Raw genomic sequence first — 25,781 nt, forward strand, 5'->3', positions numbered from 1 at the left:
TATAGCTCAGCTGGGAGAGCGCTTGCATGGCATGCAAGAGGTCCGCGGTTCGATCCCGCGTAGCTCCACCATCTTTCGCAAGAAAGCACCAAGGCCACCGCATCGCGGTGGCCTTTTTGTTTGCCTGTCATTTGGATTTCCCATGATCTCGCCCTTTGTATTTGTCTGGCAAATGGCGCTTCACCCTGTCCGCGAGGGCATCAGCGGCCCTGGCCGCCGCTGACGGGGGTGAGGGGGGGATTGGCGCCGATGCCGCCATGGCCATGGCGCGGGCTGCACGATGCCATCCTCTGCCGCGTGGCGGTTGGCTCGTTCGGCAGCCTGCGATGGTGCTTCACCCTGTCCGCGAGGGCATCAGCGGCCCTGGCCGCCGCTGACGGGGGTGAGGGTGGGGATTGGCGCCGATGCCGCCATGGCCACGGTGCGGGCTGCGCGATGCCATCCTCTACCGCGTGGCGGTTGGTTCGTTCGGCAGCCTGCGGGATACGCTATCCGGCCCCTGGTGTCAGCACCGGGTTTCCCCGTCGGCAGGGTGCCAGCCCCCCGGGAAAGGGGCGGGGTGGGGCAACAAGGTATTTATTAGTCCCATGATGTGGCCCTTTGCATTTGTTTTTCAAATGGCCCTGGCACAAAAAAAGCCCGCGATCATCGCGGGCTTTGCACCTGGCATCGAGGATGCCGCGTCTTAGCGACGGCGCCGCCAGGCGAGCGGCAACAGGGCCAGCAGCAGGGCGCCCATGGCGCCACCCCCCCCCTTGCTCGCTTCTTTGAGCTTGAGGTCGACGATGACGGGGTCGTGGTCCGAGGCGCTGAAGGGGTTGTCCGACTTGATGAGATCGCCGGTGTAGGCGCTGCCATATTCGAACAGGTTGCTCTCGAAGGAGTTGATGTGCCAGTCGGCCACCGCCACCACCTTGTCAGCCAGCGCCGGGTTGGCGAGGGCGTAGTCCAGGGTGCCGAGCTCGGCCTCGTAGCTGTAGGAGATGGCCTTCTCCTGGTTGAACTTGACGTTCAGATCCACCAGGCCGTAACCCTTGGCCACCGTCTGGCCCATCTGCTCATAGGGCTTGTCGCCGATGTAGGTGTGGGAGGCGGATCGGATCTGGCGCTCCCCCGCGACCGGCGCATAGTCGGTCAGCACCCGGATGGGATCCTCCTTGGCGTAGGAGTTGAAGTCCCCCACCAGCAGCACCTGGCCAGGCATCTTGCTCACCGCCTCCCCCAGCACCTTGGCGGCGCTCACCCGAAACTCGGTGCACTTGCCCTGCAGATCCGCAGGCTCCGTCTTGCCATCCCCGTTCTCATAGCAGCCCGACCCCTTGGACTTGAGGTGGTTGACCACCAGGGTCAGGGGGGCGTCGCTGCCCGCCACGGTGAAGCGCTGGACCAGGGAGTCCCGCTGACCGGCGCTCTTGGTGACGCCGCCCGTGGTGTAGCGCTGCTGGGGCAGGGGGATGACGTCGGCATCCCCGCTCGGGGTGAGCAGGGCGGGGCGGTAGATCATGGCCACCATGATGGCGTCGCCGCCAAAGAAGCGATCCTCCGTGAGCAGGGCCTTGGGCAGGGTGACGAAGGCGTAGTGCTTGCTCGCCTCCTTCTGCCTGGCGTTGAGGCTCTCCACCAGATCGTGGAGGGCGGCGTGCTCGTCAAAGCCGTTGTTCTCCATCTCCATCAGGCCGAGCAGGTCGGCGTCCATTTCGGTGATGGCGTTGACGATCTTGGCGCGCTGCAACTGGAACTCCTCCAGGCTCTTGGCGCCGCGGTTGCAACCCTTGGCGCTGTCCGCATCCGCCTGATCCGCACAGAGCACGTTGAGGGCGCCCCCCACGCTGGAGTGGCTGGTGAAGTAGTTGAGCACGTTGAAGCTGCCGATGCGCAAGTCAGTGCCATCCACGCGGGCCGGGGCGCTCTGGCGGTCGTTGTCGCCGGTGCGCAGCAGATCCCCCGCGGTGATGGTCTGATCCCGGGGCACGATCAGGCGGTACTCGTTGTAGCTGTAGCCGACCATGGCCTCCAGATTGATCGGGGCATCGCCGATGCGCAGGTAACCCTGCTCCGGCTCCCAGGCGGGCAGCCAGGGGAGCTTGCCGTCCCCCGCCTTGAAGTCCGACTCGAGGAAGACGCGGTTGCTGGCGTTGGCCTCGGCCAGCGCCACGGCCTCGGGGCTGCTCGCCACATGGAGCTGGGTCGGCTTCATCAGCGGGGCGCCGTGAGCGAGCACCAGGTTGTTGCGCCGGGCGGCATAGTCGTAGCTGAAGTTGCGGCTTATCTTGAGGGCGCTGTCGGCGTCAAGGCGCACCCGCATCCCTTCGTGACGCTCCAGGGCCCGGGCCAGGGTTTCCCCCTCCAGTACCCGCAGCGCCGTGGCGGCCGGGGCGGTGCCCTGGGCCAGGGTCGTCAGGCGCGGCGTGCTGCCGTCAAACAGGGGCTTGAGCTGGGTGTGGCCGTAATACTCCTCGACCTTGGCCTCCAGACAGACCAGGGCGCCCGGCTGGATGTCCGGGTACTTGCTGGCGAAGTTCTTGTCGTTGAGGTAGACGAAAATGCCGTCCGACGTCTCGGGGTTGCCGTCCCCCTGCACATCCAGCAGGTAGAAGCCCTTGTTGAGGCTTTCCCCCAGACCCGAGACTACCGCCTTGACCGAGACGCTCTGGGCGCTTTCGAACTGATCGTCCGGGACGAGGGGGCTCTTGTCGCCACTGCCCTGGATGGCGGGGATGGGGGTGAGGGCACTGTCGGCCGGGCAACTGAAGCCGGCGGCGTAGAGAGAGGGGGACGCGAGCGCGAGCCCCACGGCCAGCGACAGCAGGGTAGGTGTTCCTTTCATGGGTATTCCTTTTTTTATTTTTGCCAGTGTTTCCATAGCCTTGGCATCGTGGCCAAGGGCGCGCATTGTCACATTTCTGGCAGCTCTGACCAGTGAACCAACGCACATTATGAGGAGACAAAGGAGCCCATCTGCCATTTTTTGACGTGGCTAACAGTTTGATATTGATGATCTATTTGTCATCAGGTGGGAGCGAAAAGTGTGAGGCGGCCAGCATTCACATATTTTCCTTCGAGAATAAAGATTGAGCAGTGGTCACTTGCTTCCTATACTCGAGCCGTTCCTCACGGAACCCAGGCAAAGGGCAAACCGGCAGTGATGCCGGGACGCAAAGCCTCCGATCTGTCCCATCCGGGCCAGACAGCGGGGTTACCCAGGGTGACTTGAGGGTTTGTGGCCCGTCCATGGCCTGTTGTCGCTCCCTTGTTCCCTGTTGCGATTGCGCTTTTCCCGGTATTGAAGCCAAGACAAAACAAGGAAGATAACAATATGCAACAGATCTTGAGGCCCAGCAGGCTTGCCATGCTGGTCGCCCTTGCGGCCGTCCCTGCCTGGGCGCAGGCCGCTTACCCCGCCTATCAGGCCGGCACCGCCTACAAGGCTGGCGACATCGTCAGCAACGCAGGCGCCCTCTATGAATGCAAGGAATTCCCTTACTCCGGCTGGTGCGGCGCGTCCCCCTATCACTACGCCCCCGGGGTGGGGGTGGTCTGGGCCGATGCCTGGAAGCTGTATGGTGGCGAGGTGCCGCCGCCGGCCCTGGTCGTCGCCATCGGCTCCCCCGCCGTGGGTGCCAGCGTCAGCGAGGGGGCCAGTGTGGCCCTGGCGGTGACGCTGAGCGGCCCGGTCACGGCGCTCGCCCGGGTGGAATACCTCATCGACGGCGCTCTGGTCGCCACCGCCACGGCTTCTCCCTGGAGTGCCAGCTGGTCTGCCGCCGGTGCGGGCAATCACGCCCTCAAGGCCCGGGCGCTGGATAAAGACGGCAAGGTGCTGAGCGAGGCGGATTCGAGCTTCAAGGTCGCCGCCGTGGTGGCGCCAGAGGCGCCCAGGGTGAGCATCGCAAGCCCCGCCGCCGGTGCCAGGGTGACCCTGGGCCGCGCCCTCACCGTGAGCGGCAATGTCACCGATGCCAATGACGACGTCGCCAAGGTCGAGCTCTTCGTGAATGGCCAGAAGGTGGGCGAGGACACCAGCGCCCCCTGGCAACTGAGCTGGACGCCCCAGAACAAGGGGCTGACCGGCCTCAAGCTGGTGGCGACCGACAAGAGCAACCTCTCTGGCGAGTCGGCCCAGGTGGACGTGCAGGTGGAAGAGGCGGCCCTGCCCCCTACCGGTGGCAACCTCTCCTGCGACGTGCGCCAGATCTACCGCGCCGACGGCAGCGAGTGCATGGGCGATGACCACGGCCGCCGCGTCATCGGGTATTTCACCTCCTGGCGCACCGGCAAGAACGGCCTGCCCGCCTACCTGGTGAGTGACATTCCCTGGGACAAGATCACCCACATCAACTACGCCTTCGCGGCGGTGGACGAGCAGAGTCACACCATCAAGGTGGATGACGCCGCCACCAAGCTGACCTGGAACGGGGTGCCGGGCGCCGAGATGGATCCGGAGTTCGCCTATCAGGGTCACTTCAACCTGCTGTCGAAGTACAAGAAGCAGTACCCGGACGTGAAGACCCTCATCTCCGTCGGGGGCTGGGCCGATACCCGCGGCTTCTACGCCGCCACTACCAAGGGCGACTGCTCGGTCAACACCGCCGGCATCAACGCCTTTGCCGACTCGGCCGTGGGCTTCATCCGCCAGTACGGCTTCGATGGGGTGGATATCGACTACGAGTACCCCACCTCCATGAAGGATGCGGGCAACCCCAACGATTTCCCGCTCTCCAACCAGTGTCGCGGCAAGCTCTTTGCGAACTATGAAGTGCTGATGAAGACCCTGCGCAACAAGCTCGACAGCGCCGGCACCGAGGACGGTCGCAAGTACATGCTGACCATCGCCTCGCCGGCCTCGGCCTACCTGCTGCGCGGCATGGAAAACTTCCAGGTCACCCAGTACCTCGACTACGTCAACCTGATGACCTATGACTTCCACGGTGCCTGGAACCACTTCGTCGGTCACAACGCCGCCCTGTTCGACAACAAGGCGGATCCCGAGTTGTCCCAGTGGGGTGTCTACACCCAGGCCCAGTTTGGCGGCATCGGCTATCTCAACTCCGCCTGGGCGGCACACTACTTCCGGGGGGCCCTGGCGGCGGGCAAGATCAACATAGGGGTGCCCTATTACACCCGTGGCTGGCAGGGGGTCACCGGTGGCACCCACGGTCTGGGTGGCAAGGCGGCGCTGCCGAGCCAGAGCGATTGCCAGCCGGGCACCGGTGGCAGCACCATTCCGTGCGGCAACGGGGCGGTGGGCATCGACAACATCTGGCATGACCTTGACAAGAACGGCAAGGAGATCGGCGGCGGCGCCGTGCCCATGTGGCATGCCAAGAACCTGGAGCACGCCGCCAGCCTCGGCATCACCACCTTACCGAGCTACGGCCAGGCCTGGGGTCTGGATCCCAACAACCCGGCCCACGTGATGCAAGGCCAGTATGTGCGTTACTACGACGACAAGGCCCATGCGCCCTGGCTCTGGAACGAGCAGAAGAAGGTGTTCCTCTCCACCGAAGATGAAGAGTCCATGGGTCACAAGCTCGACTACATCGTCAAGCGGGGTCTGGGGGGCGTCATGTTCTGGGAGATGGCGGGGGACTATGACTTCGACGCCGCGAAGAACGAGTACGTGATGGGCAGCACCCTCACCAGCCTCGCCTACGAGAAGTTCAGCAAGGCCGACAAGGCGGCCCTGAAGCAGAACGATCTGCCGGCTCCGGCTGCCCAACTCGACATCGGCGTGAGCCTCTCCGGCTTCAAGGAAGGGGACTCCAACTACCCGATCAACCCGACCCTCAAGCTCACCAACAAGTCGACCCAGACCATTCCGGGTGGCACCCGCATCGAGTTCCTGGTCCCCACCTCTACCTCAGACACCATCACCGACCAGAGCGGCATGGGGCTGAAAGTGGTGGAGAGCGGTGGCAACCAGAACTCGGACGGCATCGCCAATGAGAAGGACTTCCACAAGGTGGCTCTGACGCTGCCGGCCTGGAAAGCCTGGACGCCGGGCACCGACGTGGAAGTGGCCATGACCTACTACCTGCCGGCCGCCGGCGTGCCGAGCGGCATGCGCCTGATTGCCGGCAGCCAGACCATAGGCCTGAAGTCCGACTTCCCGGCCCTGGCCGAGGCGGTGCTGGGCGGCAGTGGCGGTGGTGACGGCGGTAGCGGTGGCACCACCTGTGCCAGCCAGAACGTCAACCCGGTGGACTACAATGCCTATCCGGCCTGGCCGCGCGGGGATCACGCCAATGGCAACGACCGCATGACCAACGGCAAGGCGGTGTGGCAGGCCAACTGGTGGACCAGCAGCGAGCCCAAGGCGGGCGATGGCAGCTGGAAACTGATATGCAGCTACTGAGTTGTCCAGGCTGCTATACCAGCAGCGAACTCAGAGTGGGCGACGGCAGCTGGAAGCTGGTGTGCAGCTACTGATGACCGTTTGAGCGGCAGGCCGGCACTTTGCATGGCCTGTTCTCTCGCAAGGCAATGACCCAATCCGGAGCCCAGGCTCCGGATTTTTTTGTGCCTTGTATCAGGAGAAGGAGGGGGAAAAGGGCAGGGGCGGTGCCATAAAAAAGACCGCTCCGAAGAGCGGCCAATTGCCACCAAGGCAATCTGCGGGGTGACCCCCTTGTCGATGTGTCGCGGCCCGGATGCCGAGTCGGGGAGATCCCCACCCCGCCAGCCGGGCCGCGCAGCTTTATTGGGTGACGGCGCCGCCCTGCTGCTCTTTCAAGAAGCTGATCCAGGGGGAAGCACGACCACTGACGTTGCCATTCTGGGCGGCCTGAGTGAAGGCGGAGAGCGCCTCCTTGGGCTTTTGCTGCTCAAAATAGGCGACCCCGGTCAGGAACTTCAGGTCCGCCCGCTGCTCGCCGTTGGCGTTGGCGGCAGGCTTGGCGGCGAAGGCCACCAGATCCTGGTAGCGCTTGCTCTGGATCATCATGCGCGCCATCTTGAGCTGCAGCTCGGCATTGGGGGCCAGCTTGTAGGACTTGGCCAGGGTGTCGATGGCCGGGTCCAGCTCCTTGGCCTGATGCCAGTAGTTGGCCAGCGTCTTGTAGTTGGCCGCGGTGCTCTCGATCTGCCCCTCCTTCATGGCCTTCTCCATCACGCGAGCGGCGCGGTGGGGAATGCCGGCGAAGGCGAGGTAGTTGGCGAGCCGCTGCAACTCGTTGGCTTCGGTCAGCATGCCGAGGTTGTAGGCCCCTTCCAGTGCCGCCAGGGCCTTGGCATCGTTGCCCGCCTGCATGTGCATGGCCGAGAGCTGGGTCCAGTACTTCTTCTTCTCCGGGTAGCGGTCCACCAGGGCGGTCAGCACCTCGGTAGCCGGCTTGTACTGTTTCAGCTCGTAGTGGGCCGCCATCTTCAGCAGGTACCAGGACTCCGGCGCCTTGCCCGCGGAGAGCTTGATCGCGTTGTCCACCGCCGGAATGGCTTCCCGGTACTGCTTGAGCTGCACATGGGCGTTGGCCAGGGTGATGTAGGCGTGCGGGGTCGGCTTCTCGTCCTTGCCGAGGTTTGCGAACCACTCCTTCATGGTGTTGATGGAACCCTTGAAGTTCCCCTCCGCCATGTAGAGCTGGGCCAGGTTGTAGCGCACCTGCTGGGCCACCGGGGGCGGCAGGCCGCCGGTGGCGATGGCGTCGGCGAAGTACTTGGTCGCCTGACCGTACTTCTCCTGCTGCGCCGCCACGAAGCCCAGGGTCTGCAAAATGACCCCCTTGTCGTAGACCCGCTCGCCGGCGCCGGACAGCGCCTCCTGCAGCTTGGCATTGGCCTCGCCGTATTTCTTCTCGGTGATCAACGCCTGGGCCTTGTTGACCGCGCGGTAGGCGCGGTCAGACAGGGCGGGTTGTTCGGCGGCCCAGGTGGCGGTGCTGAGCAGCACCGCCATGGCCACCGGGGCGAGGATCAGGGTATGTAACTTTTTCATCGCCACCCTCCTTAGTTGGTCGCAAACTCGATCTCTTGCTGCATGCGACTGGCCTGCGGCTTGCCGTCCACCATGGCCGGCTTGAAGGTCCACTTGGCGATGGTCTGGCGCGCCGCCTTGCCGAGGTCATAGCTGCGGGGCTCTTCCTTGACGATGCGGATGTTGCTCACGGTACCGCGCTCGGTGACGGTGAACTCCACCAGCACCTTGCCGGACGCAAGACCGGCCAGGGCCGCCTTGCGGGGCATCATGGGCTCGAAGGTCGCCATCGGGATGGCGCCGTTGTTGCCGCCCATGCCGCCGCCACCGCCGCCGGTGCTGTAGGCACCCAGGGCGTTGCCGCCACCGATGTTGACCGGGATGTCGAGTTTGGGCATGTCCATGGGGGAGCTGTCCATCTTCGGCCTGTCCGTGCTCGCCACCTCCATCTCGGGCGGGGGCGGCGGGCGTTTCGGGGGCGGCGGTTTGGGCAGTTCCCGTTGTTTCTCTTGCAAGGTCTCCTGAGGCTTGAGGCGGATGAAGTCGGTCATGGTGACGTCCTCCCGCTCCGTCAGCTCCCGGTGATCCGGCGTGATGAGCTTGTTCATTCCCAGGAACAGGAAGAACACCACCACGCAGGAGACCGCTAACGATATCAGGTATCTCATGGCATTCGCTCCGGCATCAGCTGCTCTTGTCGGCGGCGATGGAGATGTTCTGGACACCGGCCATGCGGATCTGGTCCATGACCTGCACCACCAGACCGGAACGGGATTCGCTGTCGGCCTGGATCACCACGGCGCTTTCCGGGTTCTCTGCCCGCAGCCGCTCGATGTTGGCACGCACGGCACCCACTTCGACGATGCGCTTGTCGACCCAGACCTGGCCGTTCTCGCGGACCGCGACCATGATGTTCCCCTTCTTCACCGTCTCGGCCGTGCTGGCGCTCGGGCGGTTGATCTCCACGCCGGACTCCTTGACGAACGAGGTGGTGACGATGAAGAAGATCAGCATGATGAACACGATGTCCAGCATGGGGGTCAAATCGATGGCCGCCTCGTCAGCACCGCTGTCGCTGTGACGTTTTCTCATGGCAAAAACTCCTTGCTTGTTCTGTGCCCCGGCGGGCATGGCCCGGCCGGGGATGTGCATCCTGCATCAGCCGTGTTTCAGGTTGTCTTCCAGCTTTTGCACGGCCAGCTTGGCCTTGTGATCGAGCCGGCTGACAAAAAACAGGCCGGAAAGGGCGGCAATCATGCCCGCCATGGTCGGTACCGTCGCCTTGGAGATCCCCGAGGCCATCGCCCTGGGGGAGCCGGTGCCGGTGATGGCCAGGGTATCGAACACCTGCACCATGCCTACCACGGTCCCGAGCAGCCCCATCAGTGGGCAGAGGGCGATCAGCACCTTGATGACCGGCATCCCCTTGTCCACCGCCATGGCGACCTGGGAGACCAGCTCGCGGCGGATCTGCCTGGCGGACCAGGAGAGGTGATCGGTGCGGGCCAGCCAGGCCGTCTTGGTCTGTTTCACCTGCTGGGGATAGACCGCCATGAAGTAGAACCAGCGCTCCAGCAGCAGGGCCCACATCATCAGGGTCAGGAAGAACAGGGCGACCAGCACGTCGCCCCCCAATCCCAGAAACCGGCGGACCGATTCGACTTCTTCAATCAACCAGAACCACATTGGTGACTCCTTAGGCTGCGGCTTTGGCGGCGTGCAGACGTTCCTGATAACGGGCAACGAAACCGGCGCTCTGCTCTTCCAGTACCTGGATCAGACGGCGGCTCTGGGTCTGCACGATGGTGTAGAGGAACAGCATGGGCACGGCCACGACCAGACCCTGCATGGTGGTCACCAGGGCCTCGGAGATACCGCCCGCCATCAGCTTGGGATCACCGGTACCGAACAGGGTGATGGCCTGGAAGGTGGCAATCATCCCGACCACGGTACCCAGCAGGCCCAGCAGCGGGGCGACGGAGGCGATCAGCTTGATGAGGCTGATGCCCTTCTCCAGCTTGGGCACGTTGCGCAGGATGATCTCGTCGAGCTTGGATTCCAGATCCTCGATGTTGTCACCCCGGTGATCCTGGTAGGCACCCAGCATCTCGCCGATGGGGTTGCCCTTGATGATCTGCTCGGATTTCAGTTGCTTGCGCATGGCACCGCCGATGAGGGAGAGACGGGCACCGCAGAACAGGGCCAGCAGGGTACCGATGACACCCAGCGCCAGGATCACGTAGCCCACGGAGCCACCCTGATCGATGCGCTCCTTGAGGGTCGGCGACTGCACCAGCAGGGAGAGGATCACGCCACGGGACGGGTCGATGAAGATGGGTTCGACGCTGCCGCCACCCTGTTCAAACTTGGCGACCGGTTCCAGCACCGCGTTCTCGGGCTGGCGGGAGAGTTGCTCGAACTTGCCGGTCTCCGGCACGAAGGTGAGGTACTTGCCTTCGGAGACGGTGTTGAACTCACCGATCTGGGTGACGGTCTTCTCGGCCTGGTTGCCCTCGCCGTAGACCACGGTGGCCGGGATCTGGCTCACCTTGCCACCGTCGACCATGCGGCTGAGGGTGGTGGTCCAGAAGGCGGTCAGGTCATCGCTGGAGGGCAGCTCCTTGCTCTCGGCCAGGCGGGTCAGCAGGGCGGTCTGCTCCGGATGCTCGACCCGGCGGGCAGAGGCGTTGAAGATCCCCTTGAACTCGCCGGCGAACTGGCGCAGCACGCCAAACATCTCGCCCATGTTGCCGGAGCGCTGGCGCAGGGTCTCGGTCAGCTCGGTGAGCTGCTTGTCGTTGGCATCGAAGGTGGCCTTGAGCTTTTCGCCCCTGGCGACTTCGGCGGCGAGATCCGCCTTGGCCTTGGCGAGCAGGGCCCCTTGTTCGTTCTTGTCAGCCAGGAAGCGGGCTTCCCGCTCCTTGTTGAGCTGGGATTCGCTGGTGCTGGCGGCCTTGACCTGATTGATCAGGGCGTTGAGATCCACCGGCTTCTCGGCGGCGGTCACCGGCAGGGTGACCAGGGTAGCGCCCGCGATCAGCGAGGCGATGGCAAGTTTGATTCCTTTCATGATGCTTTCTCCGCAGTTTGAACCGGCAGCTTGATGAGGGCGGGGGGCGCCTGCTTCTTCGCGATGCGAAGGCCTTGTTCAACCGCACTGCGATACTCCTGGGGCAGTACTTCCCACTGGCGGGTCTTCTTGTTCCACATGCCGGTCTCGTTGCCATCCGGGGACTGGTAGAGCAGGGCGATGCGGCCGACGCGCAGGAACTCGTAGGTCTTCTCGTCCCCATCCTTGTCCAGGCTCGCCTTGTAGGCTTCGATGGTGCGGCTGAAGCCCTCCTCGATCTGGTAGGCCTCGAGGATCTTGCGGTACTTCTCGGAGATGGTGACGTCGGCCCGGTTCATGAGATCGGTCAGGGCCGCCACGCGGTCCTCACGCTCCACCTTCTGGAACGGCAGGTCCAGGGAGACGAACTGCTCGAGGGAGTCGATCATCTTGAGCATCAAGGGCACCACTTCGGTGCTGGTCTGGTCGATCTGGGCGATCTGCTTTTGCATGGAGGCGAGTTCGGCGCTCTGGGAGTCGACCATCTTGCCCACTTGCTCGTTGTAGGCGCGCAGGCTGTCCACCTGGCGCAGGGCGGCCTTGTACTGGGCCAGGGCAGACTCGGCAGACTCGGCGTAGCTGTCGATCTTCTGCTGGGAAACTTTGGATGCATTGTCGGTGGCGGCTTGAGCGTCCACGGCCTGACCGGCGGTGGCGGCACTCAGATTGAAGCTGGTCAGCAAGGCAGCCGAAATCAGGCTGCCGAGGAGCGCTTTCTTCATTGTAATTGTCCTTGTTTTCATAGGATTACCCTATCTCCGTAACTTCCTTGGGACCTTGGGCAAAGCCGGCCCGAACGGGCCGGCTTGTGGTTTGCTGGTGGATTAGAACTTCTGGCTGTAGTCGAGGTAATAGATGCGACCGTCGATGCTGTAGAGCTCGTCGTCATAGGTGAAGCCATCGCTCTCGAGGGACGGGCCCACGTTGAACATGTTCTTCACGCCGACCTGGATCTTGCCGTTCCAGGGCGCTTCCACGCCGACGTTCAGGTTCCAGGTGGTCTGGGACGCGATGTGGCCCACTTCCTCACCGGTATCGGCGATGTAGTCCTGGCTCTGGGAGTCGATGTAGTTGGCACTCAGGTAGGTATCCATGTTCCACCATTGGGGAACGTTGACACCCACACCGGAGCTGAAGCGCATCTGGGGCAGACCGTTCTGGCCGATCTTGTCGATGACGGGACCACCGGCGTACAGACCTTCCTTGTATTTCAGGATGTAGGTACCGCCCAGGTCATAACGCACGGTGGCGTAGTTCAGGTCGTAGGTGTAATCCACTTTCAGGTCGAGGCCGGAGGTCTCGAGGGTCCCCAGGTTGACCATGGGCGCGATGGCGTTGCTGATCTTGCCCTGGCTGTTGCGGGTGATGCTGCTGGAGCTGCCGCTGTTCAGTTCGTCATAGATGAGAGACTGCAGGGAGTTCAGCTGGATCACGTCCTCGATCTTGATGGTGTAGTAGTCCAGGGAGAGGTTCAGGTCATCCACCGGGCTGTAGGCCACCCCGAAGTTCCAGGTGTCCGCGGTCTCTTCCTTCAGCTCCTCGTTGGAGGTACGGGTGGTGTCGTACTGGCGGTTCGGGCAGTCAGCCGCGGAGATGCCGTTGGCCTCGCAGTAGACGTAATCCTTCGCCCAGTCGGCAGAGAAGGAGTCAGCCGAGTAGAGATCGCTCAGGCTGGGGGCGCGGAACGAACGGGACCAGGAGGTGCGCAGCATCAGGTTGTCCAGCGGCTGGTAACGCAGGCTTGCCTTGGGGGAGAAGGCGCTGCCGAAGTCGCTGTACTTGTCGAAGCGACCGGCCACGTTCAGCTCGATCTGCTCGGTGATGGGCACCAGGGACTCGATGTAGGCGGCAGTCACGTCACGCACGCCACCGGAGGAGTTGCCGGAGGAGCCGATGATGTTGCCGGCTTCGGACTGGGCGTCGTACTTGTCGGCATAGACCCAGTCGTTGTACTCGGCACCGGCGTACCAGCTGACCGGACCGGCCGGCAGTTCACCCATGTCCCACTGGACACCGGCGTACCACTGGTAGAAGTCCATGGTGGAGCGGCGGCTGGTGTCGGCGGCCATGGAGGCCGTGGTGGAGGCGTCGAACTCGCCACCGACGAACTTGCCGTCTGCGACCGCCTGCTGGGCGGCGGACTTCAGCACGTAACCGGTACCGTTCTCCTTGTTGTCGGTCTTGGAGTACATGTAGCCGGCGTTCCACTGCATGTCGCCGACGCTTTCGGTGGCGATGGTGCCTTCGAAGCCGAGGTTCATGCTGCCGGTGGTGTCGGTGACATAGTTGTCACGGGGACCGACGTTGCTGAAGCGGTAGTAGGCGTAGGCAGCCTCACCCAGACCCTGGGTGGCGGCGGCATCCAGGCCGTTGTCGGCGAAGAACTGGGCATTCTTCGGGTTGGCCGGGTCAATGGTGAAGGCACCGGCGGCCGGGGCGAAGCGGCCGAAACTCTCGACTCGGGAGCCGATGATCTGCGGCACGAAGTCCACGTTGTCGTTGATGTGGTAGCGACCGTTTACGTACAGGGTGTCACGGCTGCGGGAGGCCGTGGTGGCCGCGACCTGGCCGTAGTTGAAGTTACAGCCACCCTCGAACCCGACGAAGGGCTCCTTGCATGAGCCGTCGGCATTGGTGGCGCCGGCCAGGGGGCCGTATTTCCAGATGGGGTCGCCGTTGGCGTCAAGACCCGTGATCCCTTCCACGTTGCGGCCGTAGGGGCTCGGGGAGTCGTTGCCCTGTTTGGAGAGATAGTCACGATCCCGGGCGTAGATGACGTCCTTCTTGTCGTGCTCGTAGACCGCCATCAGGGAGCCCTTCTCGCCGGCCACCCCTGCCACGATGGAGCCGCTCTTCTCGTCGCCGCCTTCTTCGCTCGGGGAGCCAATGCGGCCCTGGAAGTCCAGCCCTTCGTAGCCCTCTTTGAGCACCACGTTGATCACGCCACCAATGGCGTCGGAACCGTAGATGGCGGAGCCGCCGTCCAGGTTGACCTCGACCCGCTCAACGGCGGCCATGGGGATGGTGTTGAGGTTGATGGAGGTGCCGCCCATGGTGGGGGAACCCGCTACCCGCTTGCCGTTCAGCAGAACCAGGGTACGCTCGGAACCCAGGCCGCGCAGGCCGACGGTGGATTGGGACTGGAAGGAGCTGCCGGAGGCAGGGGAGACGCCGCCAAAGGAGTTGTAGGAGGCTTGCTTGAGGTAATCGGCGACGGTCTGCTGACCGGATTGCTCGATTTTCGCCTTGGTCACGGAGACGACCGGGGTGGCGCCTTCCACATCGACCCGGGAGATCCGCGAGCCGGTGACCTTGATTTTTTGCAGTTTTTCTACGTTCTGGCCCTCTTCGGCCAGGACAGGGGTGGCCACAACTGCCGCGCTCGCCAAGGCAAACGCTACGGCAGCAGAGAGTCTGCTTTTCCTAAGCATCGCTAGTATCCTTCCTGATTGTTTATTGTTTGCTTCCATTACCGCCCTCGTTGGAGCGGTGCGTAAGGCTTATCAAGGTTTGGTTATGGACGTCAAATGGAGCGGCGGGGATGGGGGCTGCAGGGGGAATTAGATGGGAATATGCACTTGATGGAATATTTTTGGCGTTTTATTCCGTAAATGCCGCGTCAAATTATGTAAAGATGTTGTTAAGTTCGATTTTTACAATTTTATTGATTATTTTTGAACTTATCGATAAGTCGCTTGTCACTCCAGTGTCGATATCGAGAAATCGGTTTTTTGCAGTATTTTCATCTGCTTTTATGGCGAGAGCGTTTTCCGGGGAACGGAGGGTGGGGGCGGCTATCCCTCTTCTTTTATAGGTAAATGAGAAAATAACCCGAATTGTTCTTAACCTGTTGATTTTGTTCTACTTGGCATGGATTAAAACACCTGTGTAATTAATTTTTTAATAATTAAAATCGAGTTTGACGGGTCGGCGTAGCAGTTTTTTATATTGAAGTTGGGTTTTTTGGAAAAAATCATCCGCGGGATATGCTGCGGGGGGACATTCCCGGTCGCAGACAGGGTTCTACTTGATTTTTGTTGCAGAGCTTTTACAGTGACCGAGCCGGATTGTCTGCCAATGCCAGTCAATTCAGTGAGTAATGCCAGGTAAGGATAGGCCCGTCACCGGATGTGACTGGCCATAAAAGAACAACAAGGACGAGGTTCCACCATGCTGTCGTATTTCCTACGTCGGATGCTTTTGATCATCCCGACGTTTCTCGGTATCACCCTGCTCGTCTTCACCATCACCCGCTTCGTGCCGGGCGGCCCGGTTGAGCGCATGCTGCTGCAGGCGCAGGTCTCGCAAAACGAGTCCGGCCGCTCCAGTGGCAGCAAGGGGGCGCAGGCACTCTCCGACGAACAGATTGAAGAGCTCAAGGCGTTCTACGGCCTCGACAAGCCCATGCTGGTCGCCTACTGGGACTGGTTGCAGAAGCTGGCGGTGCTGGATCTCGGGGAGTCGACCCGTTATTACGAGCCGGTGTGGGATCTCATCAAGGAGAGGTTGCCGGTAACCGCCTTCTTCGGGCTCGCCACCTTTCTGCTGAGTTATGCCGTCTCCATCCCGCTCGGGGTGGCCAAGGCGCTCAGGCACAACAGCCGCTTCGATTCCCTGAGCTCGATGCTCATCTACATGGCCTATGCGCTGCCCGCCTACGTGGTGGGGATCTTCCTCATCACCGTCTTTGCGTTCCATCTGGAGTGGTTGCCCATGGGGGGCTTCCCGGGGGACGAGTTTGACGGGATGGAGAGCAGCTGGGATCAGATCCACACCGTCTTCGCCCACGCCCTGCTGCCCCTCATCGCCTACGCCATCGGGGATTTCGCCATCCTCACTATGACCATGAAGAACAGCCTGATGGAGAACCTGTCGGCGGATTATGTGCGCACCGCCGTGGCCAAGGGGTTGCCGTTTCGCAAGGCGGTGACCGATCACGCCATGCGCAACAGCCTGATCCCCATCGCGAGTCACTTAGGGTCGGTGCTCACCGTCTTCTTCGGGGGCTCCTTCCTCATCGAGACCATCTTCAACATCGACGGCATCGGCCTGCTCGGTTACGAGGCCATCGTCGAGCGGGATTACCCCACCGTCATGGGCATTCTGGCCATCACCTCCATGCTGATGCTGGTGGGCAACATTGTCTCCGACATCTGCGTTGCCCTGGTCGATCCCCGCGTGCGGTTTGGAGAGTGAGCATGAACCTGAATCCGGTAACTCTGAAAAAACTCAAGCGCTTCAAGTCGATAAAGCGCGGCTACTACTCCTTTGTCATCTTTTCGGTCCTGGTGGTCATCTCTCTGCTGGCGGAACTGTTGGTCAACAGCCGGGCCCTGGCGGTGAGCTATCAGGGGGAGCTCTATTTCCCCACCTATGGGGACGTGATCCCGGGCCAGCACTTCGGGCTCGACTACGAGTACGAGACCAACTACCGCCAGCTCAAGAGCCAATTTGCGAAGGAAGATAAGGGGGATTGGGTGTTGCTGCCCCTGGTCCCCTGGAACCCCTATGAGCAGGACTTCAAGGAGGAAGCCTATCCGCCCTATGCCCCGAGCCTGGCGGAGCGCCACTTCCTCGGCACCGACACCAGCGGTCGCGACGTATTGGCACGGCTGGTCTACGGCTTTCGCATTGCCATCGGCTTTGCCTTCATCGCGCTGGTGGCGAGCTATGTCATCGGGGTCAGCATCGGCTGCATGATGGGGTTCCTCGGCGGTCGGTTCGATCTCCTGATGCAACGTTTCATCGAGATCTGGTCCCAGGTGCCCTTCCTCTACGTCATCATGATCCTGGTCTCCCTGGCCAAGCCGAACTTCGGCCTGTTCGTCGGCATCAACGTGCTGTTCGGCTGGATGGGGATCACCTGGTACATGCGCACCCTCACCTACAAGGAGCGGGCGCGGGACTACGTGATGGCGGCGCGGGCCCAGGGGGCGAGCACCCGGCGCATCATCTTCAACCACATTCTGCCCAATACCCTGATGATGATCGTCACCCTGGCCCCGTTTGCCGTGGTGGGCAACATCTCCACCCTGACGGCGCTGGACTACCTGGGCTTTGGCCTGGCGCCGCCGACCCCGAGCTGGGGGGAGCTGCTCTCCCAGGGGATCAACAACCTCGACGCCATCTGGATCGTGAGTTCGGTGGTGGCGGCGGTGAGCCTGGTGCTCATCATGGTCTCCTTCATCGGGGAGGCCATCCGGGAGGCGTTCGATCCGCGCAAATTTACCCGTTATCAGTGAGCGGTGGCGCCTTGCCAGGGCACATCGACAGGACCCTTAATGAAGACGCCCCCAGTGCAGGGGCATGACCAGGAAGTCAAACATGAACAATAAAATCAAATGGACAGGTGCTCTCGTTCTGCTGTTGAACGGATCCTGGGTGTGGGCGGCCAGCCTGCCCGCGGATCTGACGTGGGAAACCAACGACACCGACCCCGTGTTCGCCTCTCCCAAGGCGCTGCCCGGCGGCAACCTCAATCTCTTCGTCGACAGCTTCCCGCTGACGTTTCGCACCGTGGGGCCGGATTCCAACGGCTCGTTCCGTTCCTTCATCCTCGACAACCAGATGAGGCTCATCAGCTTCCATCCCAACACGGGCAACCCCATTCCGGCCCTGGCGAATGCCTGGGCCATCGCGCCGGACAGCCAGACCGTCTATTTCAAACTCGACCCGCGCGCCAAGTGGTCCGACGGCAAGCCGGTCACCGCCGATGACTACACCTTCGGCTACGAGATGATGCGCTCCAAGGACATCAAGGGCCCCTGGTTCAACAACTACTACACCACCGAGGTGGTGGCGGTGGAGAAGATTGACGACCACACCATCCTGGTCAAGGCGGGCAGCCGCAAGGCCAAGCTCGATCTCCTCAACACCACCGAACTGTGGCCCCAGCCCAAGCACTACTACAAGATGGGCCCGAACTGGGTGAAGCAGTACAACTGGGCCGTGGTACCCACCACGGGCCCCTACGTGATGAGCGACGTAAAAAAGGGCAAGTCCGTCACCTTCAGCAAGCAGAAGGAGTGGTGGGCAAAAGACGATCGCTACAACCAGCACAGGTTCAACCTCGACACCATCAAGGTGCAGGTGATCCGCGACCACAACATCGCGTTCCGCCACTTCCTCAAGGGGGAGCTGGACACCTTCGAGATGATCCTGCCCAACTGGTGGCATGAGAAGGCGGTCACACCGGAGTACAAGCAGGGATACGTGCAGAAGGTGATGGCCATGACCGACACCAAGCAGGGGGGGCAGGGGGTTCACCTCAACGTGGCCAATCCCAAGCTGGCGGATCTCAACGTGCGGCTCGGTATCCAGCACGCCTTCAACATCGACAAGATGATAGAGACGGTGCTGCACGGCGACTATGACCGCGCTACCACCTTCGGCTCTGGCTTCGGGGCCTTCACCGACATCGCGCTCCCTGAGCGGGCCTACGACATCGCCAAGGCACGGGAGTACTTCGCCAAGGGCGGTTACGGCAAGCAGGGACCGGACGGCATCCTGCAAAACGACAAGGGAGAGCGGCTCACCCTGGCCCTCACCTACACCAGCCAGGAGCACTCCAAGCGGCTGACCGTGCTCAAGGAAGAGGCCAAGAAGGCGGGCCTGGATCTGGAGCTCAATCTGGTGGATGGCGCCACCGGCTTCAAGGTGATGCTGGAGAAGAAACACGAGGCGGCCTGGCTTGGCTGGGGGGGCGGCGGTCTCTATCCGCAATACTGGGAGTCCTTCCACTCCGACAACGCCAACAAGCCCCAGACCAACAACCTGTTCAACGTGGCTGACAAAGAGCTCGACAGCCTGATCGACGCCTACAACGTCGAGTTCGACATGGACAAGCGGGCCGCGCTTTCCCACCAGATCCAGCAGCGCATCTATGATCTCGCCATCTTCGTGCCCGGCGTTCAGCTCAACTACGTGCGAGCCAGCAGCTGGCGCTATGTGATGCTGCCGGAGGTGCCCGCCACCCGCAACACCCCGGATCTGCTCTACTGGCCCATGGATGGCTACCCCCACAGCAGTGGCGGCCTGCTCTGGATCGATCCCAAGGTGAAGGAGGAGACCCAGAAGGCCAAGGCTGACGGCAAGTCGCTGGCCCCCATCACCCTGATCGACAAGACCTATGCACATCATTGATGTGGCCCAGAAGGGAGCAGCAGTCATGCCCAACACACAGGCCACCGCCCCCGGCACCAGCGATCATGAGGGGCAGTCTCTGTCCCCCATCCTCGAGGTGCGGGATCTCGAGGTGGAGTTCGCCGTCGACGACGGCAAGATCAAGGTGCTCGACGGGGTCAGCTTCCAGGTCGCCCCGGGCAAGACCCTGGGGATAGTCGGCGAGTCCGGCTGCGGCAAGAGCGTCACCTCGCTGGCCATCATGGGGTTGCTGCCAAGGCCCCACGGTCAGGTGGTGGCGGGCTCCATCCGCTTTCAGGGGGAGGAGCTGCTCAATCTGCCGCCGGAGCAGATGTACAAGGTGCGTGGCAACCGTATCTCTATGATCTTTCAGGAGCCCATGACGGCCCTCAACCCGGTGCAGACGGTCGGCGATCAGCTGATGGAGGTGTTTCGCCTCCACCGCCCCGATTACAGCAAGGCCCAGCGCCGTGACGCCGCCATCGCCATGTTGCAGAAGGTGGGGATCCCCGAGCCTGGCCAGCGTTTCGCGGCTTATCCCCACAATCTTTCCGGCGGCATGCGCCAGCGGGTGATGATCGCCATGGCGCTGGCCTGCGAACCGGCCCTGCTCATCTGCGACGAGCCGACCACGGCGCTCGATGTGACCATCCAGGCCCAGATCCTGGATCTGATGAAGGAGCTGCAAGCCCAGACCGGCATGGCCATCATCTTCATCACCCACGATCTCGGGGTGGTGGCGGAGCTGTGCGACGAGGTGGTGGTGATGTATGCCGGGCGTGCGGTGGAGCGGGCCGATATCTATGAACTGTTTGACCACCCGCGCCATCCCTATACTCATGGTCTGATGGCCTCGATCCCGCGTCTGGAAGATGTGCCAAAGAGCCTGCTCAAGACCATCAAGGGTCAGGTGCCCGCCCTGCACGAGATGCCGGCGGGGTGCCGTTTCTCCAACCGCTGCCCCCATGCCACGCCCCTTTGCGTGGAGACGATACCGGTGACCGAGCAGTTGAGCGAACGCCACGGGGTGGCCTGCCACCACTGGAAGGAGGTGAGCCTATGAACGGCCTGGTGTGGGTACGGGGTGTCGCAGGGCAGCCTGGCGGCGGGAAGGCGACCAGGTCGTCTGCTGCCATGAATCGTCGGGGATGGAAGTCATGACCAGCTTGTTGTCGGTAAGCAATTTAAAGCAGCATTTCAAGATGGGTGGCGGTTTCTTGCGCAAGCAATACACCGTCTACGCGGTGGATGGCATCAGCTTTGATCTCAGGCAGGGGGAGACCCTTGGCCTGGTGGGGGAGTCGGGATGCGGCAAGTCCACCCTGGGGCGTTCGTTGCTCAAGCTGTTCGAGCCGAGCGCCGGCTCCATCACCTTCGAGGGGCGTGACATCACCCACCTCTCGCCCAAGGAGATGCGATCCCTGCGTCAGGAGATGCAGATCGTGTTCCAGGATCCCGCAGAATCCCTCAACAGCCGCCACACGGTTGGGCAGATCCTGGAGGAGCCCTTCATCATCCACGGCAAGGGCAACGCCGAACAGCGTCGGACATGGGTGCAGGAGCTGCTGGAGAAAGTCGGCTTGCCCGGCAGCGCGGTGGATCGCTACCCCCATGAGTTCTCTGGCGGCCAGCGCCAGCGCATCGGCATCGCTCGCGCCATCGCCCTCAAGCCCAAGCTGCTGGTGTGTGACGAGGCGGTGTCGGCGCTCGACGTGTCGGTGCAGTCCCAGATCGTGAACCTGCTGCTCAATCTGCAGCGGGAGATGAACCTCGCCATCATCTTCATCGCCCATGACCTGTCGGTGGTCAAGCACATCTCGGACAGGATTGCAGTGATGTATCTGGGCCGGATCGTCGAGCTGGCCGAGGCCCAGGCACTCTACCTGGCACCGCGCCATCCCTATACCCAGGCCCTCATCTCCGCCATTCCGGTGCCGGATCCACGGCGGCGCAGCCAGCGCATCCTGCTGACGGGGGATGTGCCGTCCCCCATCTCGCCGCCGAGTGGCTGCCACTTTCACCAGCGCTGCCCCCATGCAACGGATCTGTGCCGCACCCGCTCGCCCGCCCTTGAGGCGTGCGGCGGGCAGGGGCATCAGGTGGCCTGCCATTTCCCCTTGCCCGTGCAGGAGGTGGTGCCACTGGGAAAGGCGATATGATGCCGGCGCCCGCCACGTCGCAACCGGCATCGCTGCAAGGTGGCACCGAGGAGGCGCAATAAAGGCGGAAACGGGATAAAAAAATGGGGCCTGCGGGCCCCATCTTCATGGTTGGAGTTCAGGTTTGGCCGTGGAAATTCTGGCCCGGGCAGGACAGCGCCCCGATGGGGGTGGCTGCTGTGTGGATTGCTGAGTTGTTTTGTAGTTTTATTACGTTGCCAATTTCAACTTCCGGACAGGCGATATCAGGCGCCATAACGGAAGTAGTAATTGCGGGTTGCAGGCGCATAAGTGTCTTTCTCTTCAGCACCTTTCTTGCTGGTTGCACCCTTCAGGTGGAACAGCACTGCCAGATTCTCGAACATATGATGACCTCGTTTCTCTGTGGTTCATGGGTTGTGTGACCTTGGTCACGTTCTGATCCTAGGGGCATATGTGAGCTGGATCAACTTTTTGTGTTGTAAATTTACATAAATCATGGAAAAGGTTTTCAAATGCAGACCTGTTCATGGATACGATTTCAAGCCAGGGCCGCGCGTGGAATCGGGGATATGAGAGAGGTGGCCGAGGAGGGAGCACAAAAAAGATGCCCCGCACGGGGCGGGGCATCGGTATGGTCGTGAGCTGGCTTACTTGGCCGGGATATGTTCCAGCACGTGAACCAGCAGTTGCCAGAAACGCTCGACCGCCGGGATGTGTACCTTCTCCCCCGGTGCGTGGGCGCCACGGATGGTCGGGCCGAAGGAGACCATGTCCCAGTCCGGGTAGGCGCTCTTGAACAGACCGCACTCGAGGCCTGCGTGGATCACCATGACGTTCGGCATCTCGCCAAACAGGGTCTGGTAGCTGCTTCGCACCAGCGCCATGACCGGTGAGTCGACGTTCGGGGCCCAACCCGGGTAGGCGCCGGTGAACTCGCAGCTGGCGCCGGCCAGGGTGAACAGGGAGCGGGTCATCTGCTCGATGTTCTCGCGACCGGAATCGATGAGGGAGCGGATCAGGCACTGCACATAGACTTCCCCCTCGAGTGTCTTGATGACACCCAGGTTGGTGGAGGTCTCGGTCACGCCCGGGATGGCGTCGCTCATGCGCATCACCCCGTTCGGGCAGGCCATCAGGGCATCCAGCAGGCGGCTTTGCAGGGACTCGCTCATGAGCTGGGCCGGTTTCTCCCGGGCGGTGAGCAGCACGGTGAGGTTGGCCTCGGTGGCGGCCAGCTCGCTCTGATAGATGCCGGCGTAGCGGTCCACCAGGGCCTTGAAGTCAGCCACGCTAGCGGCGGGCACCAGCAGGCTGGCACGGGCCTCGCGGGGGATGGCGTTGCGCAGGGTGCCGCCACTGAGATCGCCAAGGCGCACCCCCAGTGGTTCGGCGGCCTTGAGCAGACGGACCAGCAGCTTGTTGGCGTTGCCGCGGCCGCGATGGATGTCGACCCCGGAGTGGCCGCCGCGCAGGCCCTTGACCTGCAGCTCGAAGCCTTCACCCTCGGTGGCAGCGACCAGCTCCAGGGGGAAGCGGATATTGGCATCCACCCCGCCGGCGCAGCCCATGTAGACCTCGCCATCCTCTTCGGAGTCGGTATTGAGCAGGATCTCGCCTTCCAGCCAGCCCGCTTCCAGACCGAAGGCGCCGGTCATGCCGGTCTCTTCGTCGGTGGTCAGCAGCACTTCCAGCGGGCCGTGCTTGATGGTCTTGTCGGCCAGCACGGCCAGGCAGCCCGCCATGCCCATGCCGTTGTCGGCACCCAGGGTGGTGCCGCGGGCAGTGACCCATTCACCGTCGATGTAGGCATCGATGGGATCGGTGGTGAAGTCGTGCTGGGTGTCGGCGTTGGCCTGGGGCACCATGTCGATGTGGGCTTGCAGCACCACGGCCTTGCGGTTTTCCATCCCCGGCGTGGCCGGTTTCTTGATGATGATGTTGCCGACGGCATCTTGCTTGACCGCCAGGCCTTCTCCCTGGGCCCATGCGACGATCCAGGCGCTCAGTTGGGCTTCGTGCTTGGAGGGGTGGGGGATGGAGCAGATCTGCTCGAAGAATTGCCAAATCAACTTGGGAGACAGAGAACTGAGCTGTGCCACGTCGGGACTCCTTACCAGCATGGAAAATGTCGGGCCCCACTCTGCGGGCCGGGGAAGAGGATAACGATAATACAGTCAATCACGCAAAAATGTGAGCGATCAGCGCAAATGACGCTCTGCTTGTGCTGGGAAAGGGAGCATGGATGGCGAACTTCACTACCTGCCTTATTCGTGTCAGCACAACATCAGTTTTGTGATGTCAATCACAAAAATATTGTCTTTTGGGCGCCGGGTGGTAAATTAGCCGCCGTGGCCAGCCCACTTGTCAGGATGACAATCAATGCCTCCAGGGAACCGAAGCAAAGCAAGTGCGCCTCCATGGAACCGAGTGTCAGTTCAAGGATGTGAACCCGCATTAAGGTACGTAACTTGTTAAGCAATCAGGAGTTTATGATGTCAGGCAGCAATTCAACCTATTGGTTTGCCCAATCTCTCTATACCCAGGGCTTCAACTACCCGAATCCCTACGCCACCCGCCGTTAAGGCTCGCAGGCGTCACAGGTAACAGCAGCAGGTGTGTGAGGATCCTCTCCTCCCCCTGCTATTTTTTTGCCCGAATGTCATGGAATGTGTGTCAAACGGCCAACCTGTCGGTGTCGCCGGAGCCCTCCCAAAAGGGCAACAGAGCGGGAGATGGCGGACATTTCCTGTTTTTCGCATACGTTTGCCGCTCAATTTATCCATAAAGAGTGCTATCATATCGGCCCAACAGCCGGCCCGAGCTCGGGAGTCCACCCGAGATGGCCGCCAGCTACACCCCATCCCTGTTCGTATTGCATCCGTTTTTGCCGCCGAGGCGTCAGCCCCGAGGCCGAAAAAGTGCAAGCAAAATTCGGGAAACGGGGTGCCAGAATTGACCTGAACCCGTCTCTTTGCCGGGTTTCGCCTCATAAGTGATTGCTTTATAACTCGTTGAGATCGATAGCATGCCAAAAAAGTTCTATGCTCTTTAGTATGGGATTTTTAAAATGGCAAAAGTAATTTAAAAACAATTGCTTACTTGCGATCTCGTTAGCTGATTAAGCGGTTGTGGCGGCAAAGTGGCGGCAACGGATATGATGATCGATTTCTGTTGATGGTAGTGATTTAACAGAATGTCGCATTATGCGCGGTCAGGCTGTACGGGGTAAGACAAAGGGGCCGGAGGCCCCAGTCTGTTTAATCTACAAGCTCGGAGCGCTTTAGGTACAAGCTAGCAAGCTCTCTCCTGATGGACTCCACATAGATCTTGGATACCGATACAGGCGAAGCATTTTTGTTCCCACCTCGATTCCAAGCATTCATCTCAGCTTCTGCTGATCTCAATTGCTGCTCTTTGCGAGCGATAAGTTCGCTCAAGCTCTCATTTGAAGTCATACAATGCATCCTGGCTGTATTCCATAGCCTACGTACCGACACCAAGAGGAACATGCATGTCGCCAGAAAACTGGGTAAAAATCATTGGTTATGTTGCCTTTGGCGTACTCATCGTGGTGAGGGGCTGGCGTTGGCATCTAGAAAGAAAAGTCAAAGCAGAAAGGCAAAAACTCGCCATAAAGGCATCTAGAGATAATACCTAGCCAGAGCCTTCATGAAGAGAATCAAGGGGTGCCGATAACTGTTTTTATCGGCATCATCCCCCTAGTCCTTATCAACGTTGTTCTGCTGAGTGCTATCTGGATCGGCTCTCACATACTCGACACCATTACGCTCATAAACATGAAAGTCAGGATGCTTTCCTTCTTTTATCTCTTCAATAAGCTTTTTACGAGGGACGGTCCCCCGCCCAGGAATGGTGTAAGTTTGGTTTTCGCCATTTTTCCCATCTTTGTTACCACGAATATTCTTTGCCATATGTATCCCCTCTTCGAGCACCGTGCTCCATACGGATATTGAGGATATCGATGACCAAAACCAAGCCCTTACTGACAAAAAGCAACTCTGTAAGAGATAACCCCCTTGCCCCGTGGCTGTATCGAGCATGTGAGGATTGAATTACCCCGTATTACCATTCGGGATTGCGACGGCCATTTTTCATTCTGGGAGTTCTTCAAGCTTCACTTCGAGCTGCAGGCGGTTGGTGAAACCTTGGTTGGTGAGGTCGTGCACCACCTGGGTGAGCAGCCAGTCGGCCTCGTCAATCTGGGGCTTGAACCCTCTGACGGTGGTGGGTTGCTCCGGGTAGAGTTCAGGGCGGCCCATCGCCAGGGTGATTTGGAAGTCGGCCACGCCGCGTTGCAGCTTCTCCCACTCAGCCCGGGCGGCCCGCATGGCATTTGCCTGGCTGGCATAGACATGCCGTAGCTCTTTGACGTTCTCGCTGCTACCGACCAGCAGTTCGTTCTCTTGCTTGTTGACCATGACCCCCGGGGGCAAGGGCCGTTCCGGCGATGGCTTGC

General features: G+C 61.4%; 18 protein-coding genes and 1 riboswitch. Of the genes, 7 read left to right on the top strand and 11 right to left on the bottom strand.

Annotation, left to right across the window (positions count from 1 at the left end; genetic code table 11):
* Positions 1-685: 685 nt before the first annotated feature.
* Positions 686-2,827, bottom strand: coding sequence for an ExeM/NucH family extracellular endonuclease (locus tag BGO64_RS03480; protein WP_286700173.1), 2,142 nt, complete (start codon positions 2,825-2,827; stop codon positions 686-688).
* A gap of 293 nt (positions 2,828-3,120) precedes the next feature.
* Positions 3,121-3,204: riboswitch (cyclic di-GMP riboswitch) on the top strand.
* Positions 3,205-3,316: 112 nt separating this feature from the next.
* Here BGO64_RS03480 and BGO64_RS03485 point away from each other — a divergent pair.
* Complete coding sequence (locus BGO64_RS03485; RefSeq protein WP_502686711.1) at positions 3,317-6,355, top strand: glycosyl hydrolase family 18 protein; 3,039 nt, start codon at positions 3,317-3,319, stop codon at positions 6,353-6,355.
* Between the two features lie 342 nt (positions 6,356-6,697).
* Here BGO64_RS03485 and BGO64_RS03490 read toward each other — a convergent pair whose 3' ends face one another.
* The 7 genes from BGO64_RS03490 to BGO64_RS03520 form a co-directional block, all read right to left on the bottom strand.
* Positions 6,698-7,933 carry a tetratricopeptide repeat protein gene (locus tag BGO64_RS03490; protein ID WP_202042828.1) on the bottom strand — a complete coding sequence of 412 codons (1,236 nt, stop codon included), beginning with the start codon at positions 7,931-7,933 and terminating at the stop codon, positions 6,698-6,700.
* A gap of 11 nt (positions 7,934-7,944) precedes the next feature.
* Positions 7,945-8,580: an energy transducer TonB gene (locus BGO64_RS03495; protein ID WP_010675477.1), complete on the bottom strand. Its 636-nt coding sequence runs from the start codon at positions 8,578-8,580 to the stop codon at positions 7,945-7,947.
* 16 nt (positions 8,581-8,596) lie between these two features.
* Complete coding sequence (locus tag BGO64_RS03500) at positions 8,597-9,004, bottom strand: ExbD/TolR family protein (protein ID WP_010675476.1); 408 nt, start codon at positions 9,002-9,004, stop codon at positions 8,597-8,599.
* Positions 9,005-9,070: 66 nt separating this feature from the next.
* Positions 9,071-9,598, bottom strand: a complete 528-nt coding sequence (locus BGO64_RS03505; protein ID WP_045525714.1) for a MotA/TolQ/ExbB proton channel family protein — start codon at positions 9,596-9,598, stop codon at positions 9,071-9,073.
* A 10-nt stretch (positions 9,599-9,608) separates the two neighbouring features.
* A complete protein-coding gene (locus BGO64_RS03510) occupies positions 9,609-10,982 on the bottom strand; it encodes a MotA/TolQ/ExbB proton channel family protein (protein WP_286700174.1) in 1,374 nt (457 codons plus the stop codon).
* Positions 10,979-11,743: a DUF3450 domain-containing protein gene (locus BGO64_RS03515; RefSeq protein ID WP_010675473.1), complete on the bottom strand. Its 765-nt coding sequence runs from the start codon at positions 11,741-11,743 to the stop codon at positions 10,979-10,981. The genes BGO64_RS03510 and BGO64_RS03515 overlap by 4 nt, the downstream gene beginning before the upstream one ends.
* A 102-nt stretch (positions 11,744-11,845) precedes the next feature.
* Complete coding sequence (locus BGO64_RS03520) at positions 11,846-14,452, bottom strand: TonB-dependent receptor plug domain-containing protein (RefSeq protein ID WP_069652064.1); 2,607 nt, start codon at positions 14,450-14,452, stop codon at positions 11,846-11,848.
* Between the two features lie 739 nt (positions 14,453-15,191).
* Here BGO64_RS03520 and BGO64_RS03525 point away from each other — a divergent pair.
* The 5 genes from BGO64_RS03525 to BGO64_RS03545 all read left to right on the top strand — a co-directional run bounded on the left by BGO64_RS03525 (position 15,192) and on the right by BGO64_RS03545 (position 21,322).
* Positions 15,192-16,217: an ABC transporter permease subunit gene (locus BGO64_RS03525; RefSeq protein ID WP_353743863.1), complete on the top strand. Its 1,026-nt coding sequence runs from the start codon at positions 15,192-15,194 to the stop codon at positions 16,215-16,217.
* 2 nt (positions 16,218-16,219) lie between these two features.
* A complete protein-coding gene (locus BGO64_RS03530; protein WP_041212459.1) occupies positions 16,220-17,263 on the top strand; it encodes an ABC transporter permease in 1,044 nt (347 codons plus the stop codon).
* 82 nt (positions 17,264-17,345) lie between these two features.
* The gene (locus BGO64_RS03535; RefSeq protein WP_286700175.1) at positions 17,346-19,163 is read left to right on the top strand and encodes an extracellular solute-binding protein; all 1,818 of its coding nucleotides are present in this window, start codon (positions 17,346-17,348) and stop codon (positions 19,161-19,163) included.
* A 25-nt stretch (positions 19,164-19,188) separates the two neighbouring features.
* Positions 19,189-20,226 carry an ABC transporter ATP-binding protein gene (locus BGO64_RS03540; RefSeq protein ID WP_286700176.1) on the top strand — a complete coding sequence of 346 codons (1,038 nt, stop codon included), beginning with the start codon at positions 19,189-19,191 and terminating at the stop codon, positions 20,224-20,226.
* A gap of 94 nt (positions 20,227-20,320) precedes the next feature.
* The gene (locus BGO64_RS03545) at positions 20,321-21,322 is read left to right on the top strand and encodes an ABC transporter ATP-binding protein (protein WP_286700177.1); all 1,002 of its coding nucleotides are present in this window, start codon (positions 20,321-20,323) and stop codon (positions 21,320-21,322) included.
* Between the two features lie 629 nt (positions 21,323-21,951).
* On the opposite strand, the gene BGO64_RS03550 is transcribed toward BGO64_RS03545, so the two are convergent.
* Positions 21,952-23,403 (bottom strand): aminoacyl-histidine dipeptidase, encoded by a 1,452-nt coding sequence (locus BGO64_RS03550; RefSeq protein WP_045525722.1) that lies wholly within the window; start codon positions 23,401-23,403, stop codon positions 21,952-21,954.
* A 1,412-nt stretch (positions 23,404-24,815) separates the two neighbouring features.
* Between BGO64_RS03550 and BGO64_RS03555 the strand changes: the two genes are divergently transcribed.
* Complete coding sequence (locus tag BGO64_RS03555) at positions 24,816-24,962, top strand: hypothetical protein (protein WP_286700178.1); 147 nt, start codon at positions 24,816-24,818, stop codon at positions 24,960-24,962.
* A gap of 61 nt (positions 24,963-25,023) precedes the next feature.
* Here BGO64_RS03555 and BGO64_RS03560 read toward each other — a convergent pair whose 3' ends face one another.
* Both BGO64_RS03560 and BGO64_RS03565 read right to left on the bottom strand, forming a co-directional pair.
* On the bottom strand, positions 25,024-25,236 hold the full coding sequence (locus BGO64_RS03560) for a DUF3892 domain-containing protein (RefSeq protein ID WP_286700179.1): 213 nt from the start codon (positions 25,234-25,236) through the stop codon (positions 25,024-25,026).
* 180 nt (positions 25,237-25,416) lie between these two features.
* On the bottom strand, positions 25,417-25,781 hold a 365-nt coding region (locus tag BGO64_RS03565; RefSeq protein WP_286700180.1), incomplete at its 5' end, for a contractile injection system protein, VgrG/Pvc8 family.

Origin of the sequence: Aeromonas sp. 62-46 (genome assembly GCF_001898585.1) — a bacterium.
GTDB classification, from domain to species: domain Bacteria; phylum Pseudomonadota; class Gammaproteobacteria; order Enterobacterales; family Aeromonadaceae; genus Aeromonas; species Aeromonas caviae.

What these genes read in the sequence shown, in the direction of transcription:
- BGO64_RS03480 (WP_286700173.1), bottom strand. Translation starts at nt 2,827, where the DNA reads ATGAAAGGAACACCTACCCTGCTGTCGCTGGCCGTGGGGCTCGCGCTC.
- BGO64_RS03485 (WP_502686711.1), top strand. Translation starts at nt 3,317, where the DNA reads ATGCAACAGATCTTGAGGCCCAGCAGGCTTGCCATGCTGGTCGCCCTT.
- BGO64_RS03490 (WP_202042828.1), bottom strand. Translation starts at nt 7,933, where the DNA reads ATGAAAAAGTTACATACCCTGATCCTCGCCCCGGTGGCCATGGCGGTG.
- BGO64_RS03495 (WP_010675477.1), bottom strand. Translation starts at nt 8,580, where the DNA reads ATGAGATACCTGATATCGTTAGCGGTCTCCTGCGTGGTGGTGTTCTTC.
- BGO64_RS03500 (WP_010675476.1), bottom strand. Translation starts at nt 9,004, where the DNA reads ATGAGAAAACGTCACAGCGACAGCGGTGCTGACGAGGCGGCCATCGAT.
- BGO64_RS03505 (WP_045525714.1), bottom strand. Translation starts at nt 9,598, where the DNA reads ATGTGGTTCTGGTTGATTGAAGAAGTCGAATCGGTCCGCCGGTTTCTG.
- BGO64_RS03510 (WP_286700174.1), bottom strand. Translation starts at nt 10,982, where the DNA reads ATGAAAGGAATCAAACTTGCCATCGCCTCGCTGATCGCGGGCGCTACC.
- BGO64_RS03515 (WP_010675473.1), bottom strand. Translation starts at nt 11,743, where the DNA reads ATGAAGAAAGCGCTCCTCGGCAGCCTGATTTCGGCTGCCTTGCTGACC.
- BGO64_RS03520 (WP_069652064.1), bottom strand. Translation starts at nt 14,452, where the DNA reads ATGCTTAGGAAAAGCAGACTCTCTGCTGCCGTAGCGTTTGCCTTGGCG.
- BGO64_RS03525 (WP_353743863.1), top strand. Translation starts at nt 15,192, where the DNA reads ATGCTGTCGTATTTCCTACGTCGGATGCTTTTGATCATCCCGACGTTT.
- BGO64_RS03530 (WP_041212459.1), top strand. Translation starts at nt 16,220, where the DNA reads ATGAACCTGAATCCGGTAACTCTGAAAAAACTCAAGCGCTTCAAGTCG.
- BGO64_RS03535 (WP_286700175.1), top strand. Translation starts at nt 17,346, where the DNA reads ATGAACAATAAAATCAAATGGACAGGTGCTCTCGTTCTGCTGTTGAAC.
- BGO64_RS03540 (WP_286700176.1), top strand. Translation starts at nt 19,189, where the DNA reads ATGCCCAACACACAGGCCACCGCCCCCGGCACCAGCGATCATGAGGGG.
- BGO64_RS03545 (WP_286700177.1), top strand. Translation starts at nt 20,321, where the DNA reads ATGACCAGCTTGTTGTCGGTAAGCAATTTAAAGCAGCATTTCAAGATG.
- BGO64_RS03555 (WP_286700178.1), top strand. Translation starts at nt 24,816, where the DNA reads ATGTCGCCAGAAAACTGGGTAAAAATCATTGGTTATGTTGCCTTTGGC.
- BGO64_RS03560 (WP_286700179.1), bottom strand. Translation starts at nt 25,236, where the DNA reads ATGGCAAAGAATATTCGTGGTAACAAAGATGGGAAAAATGGCGAAAAC.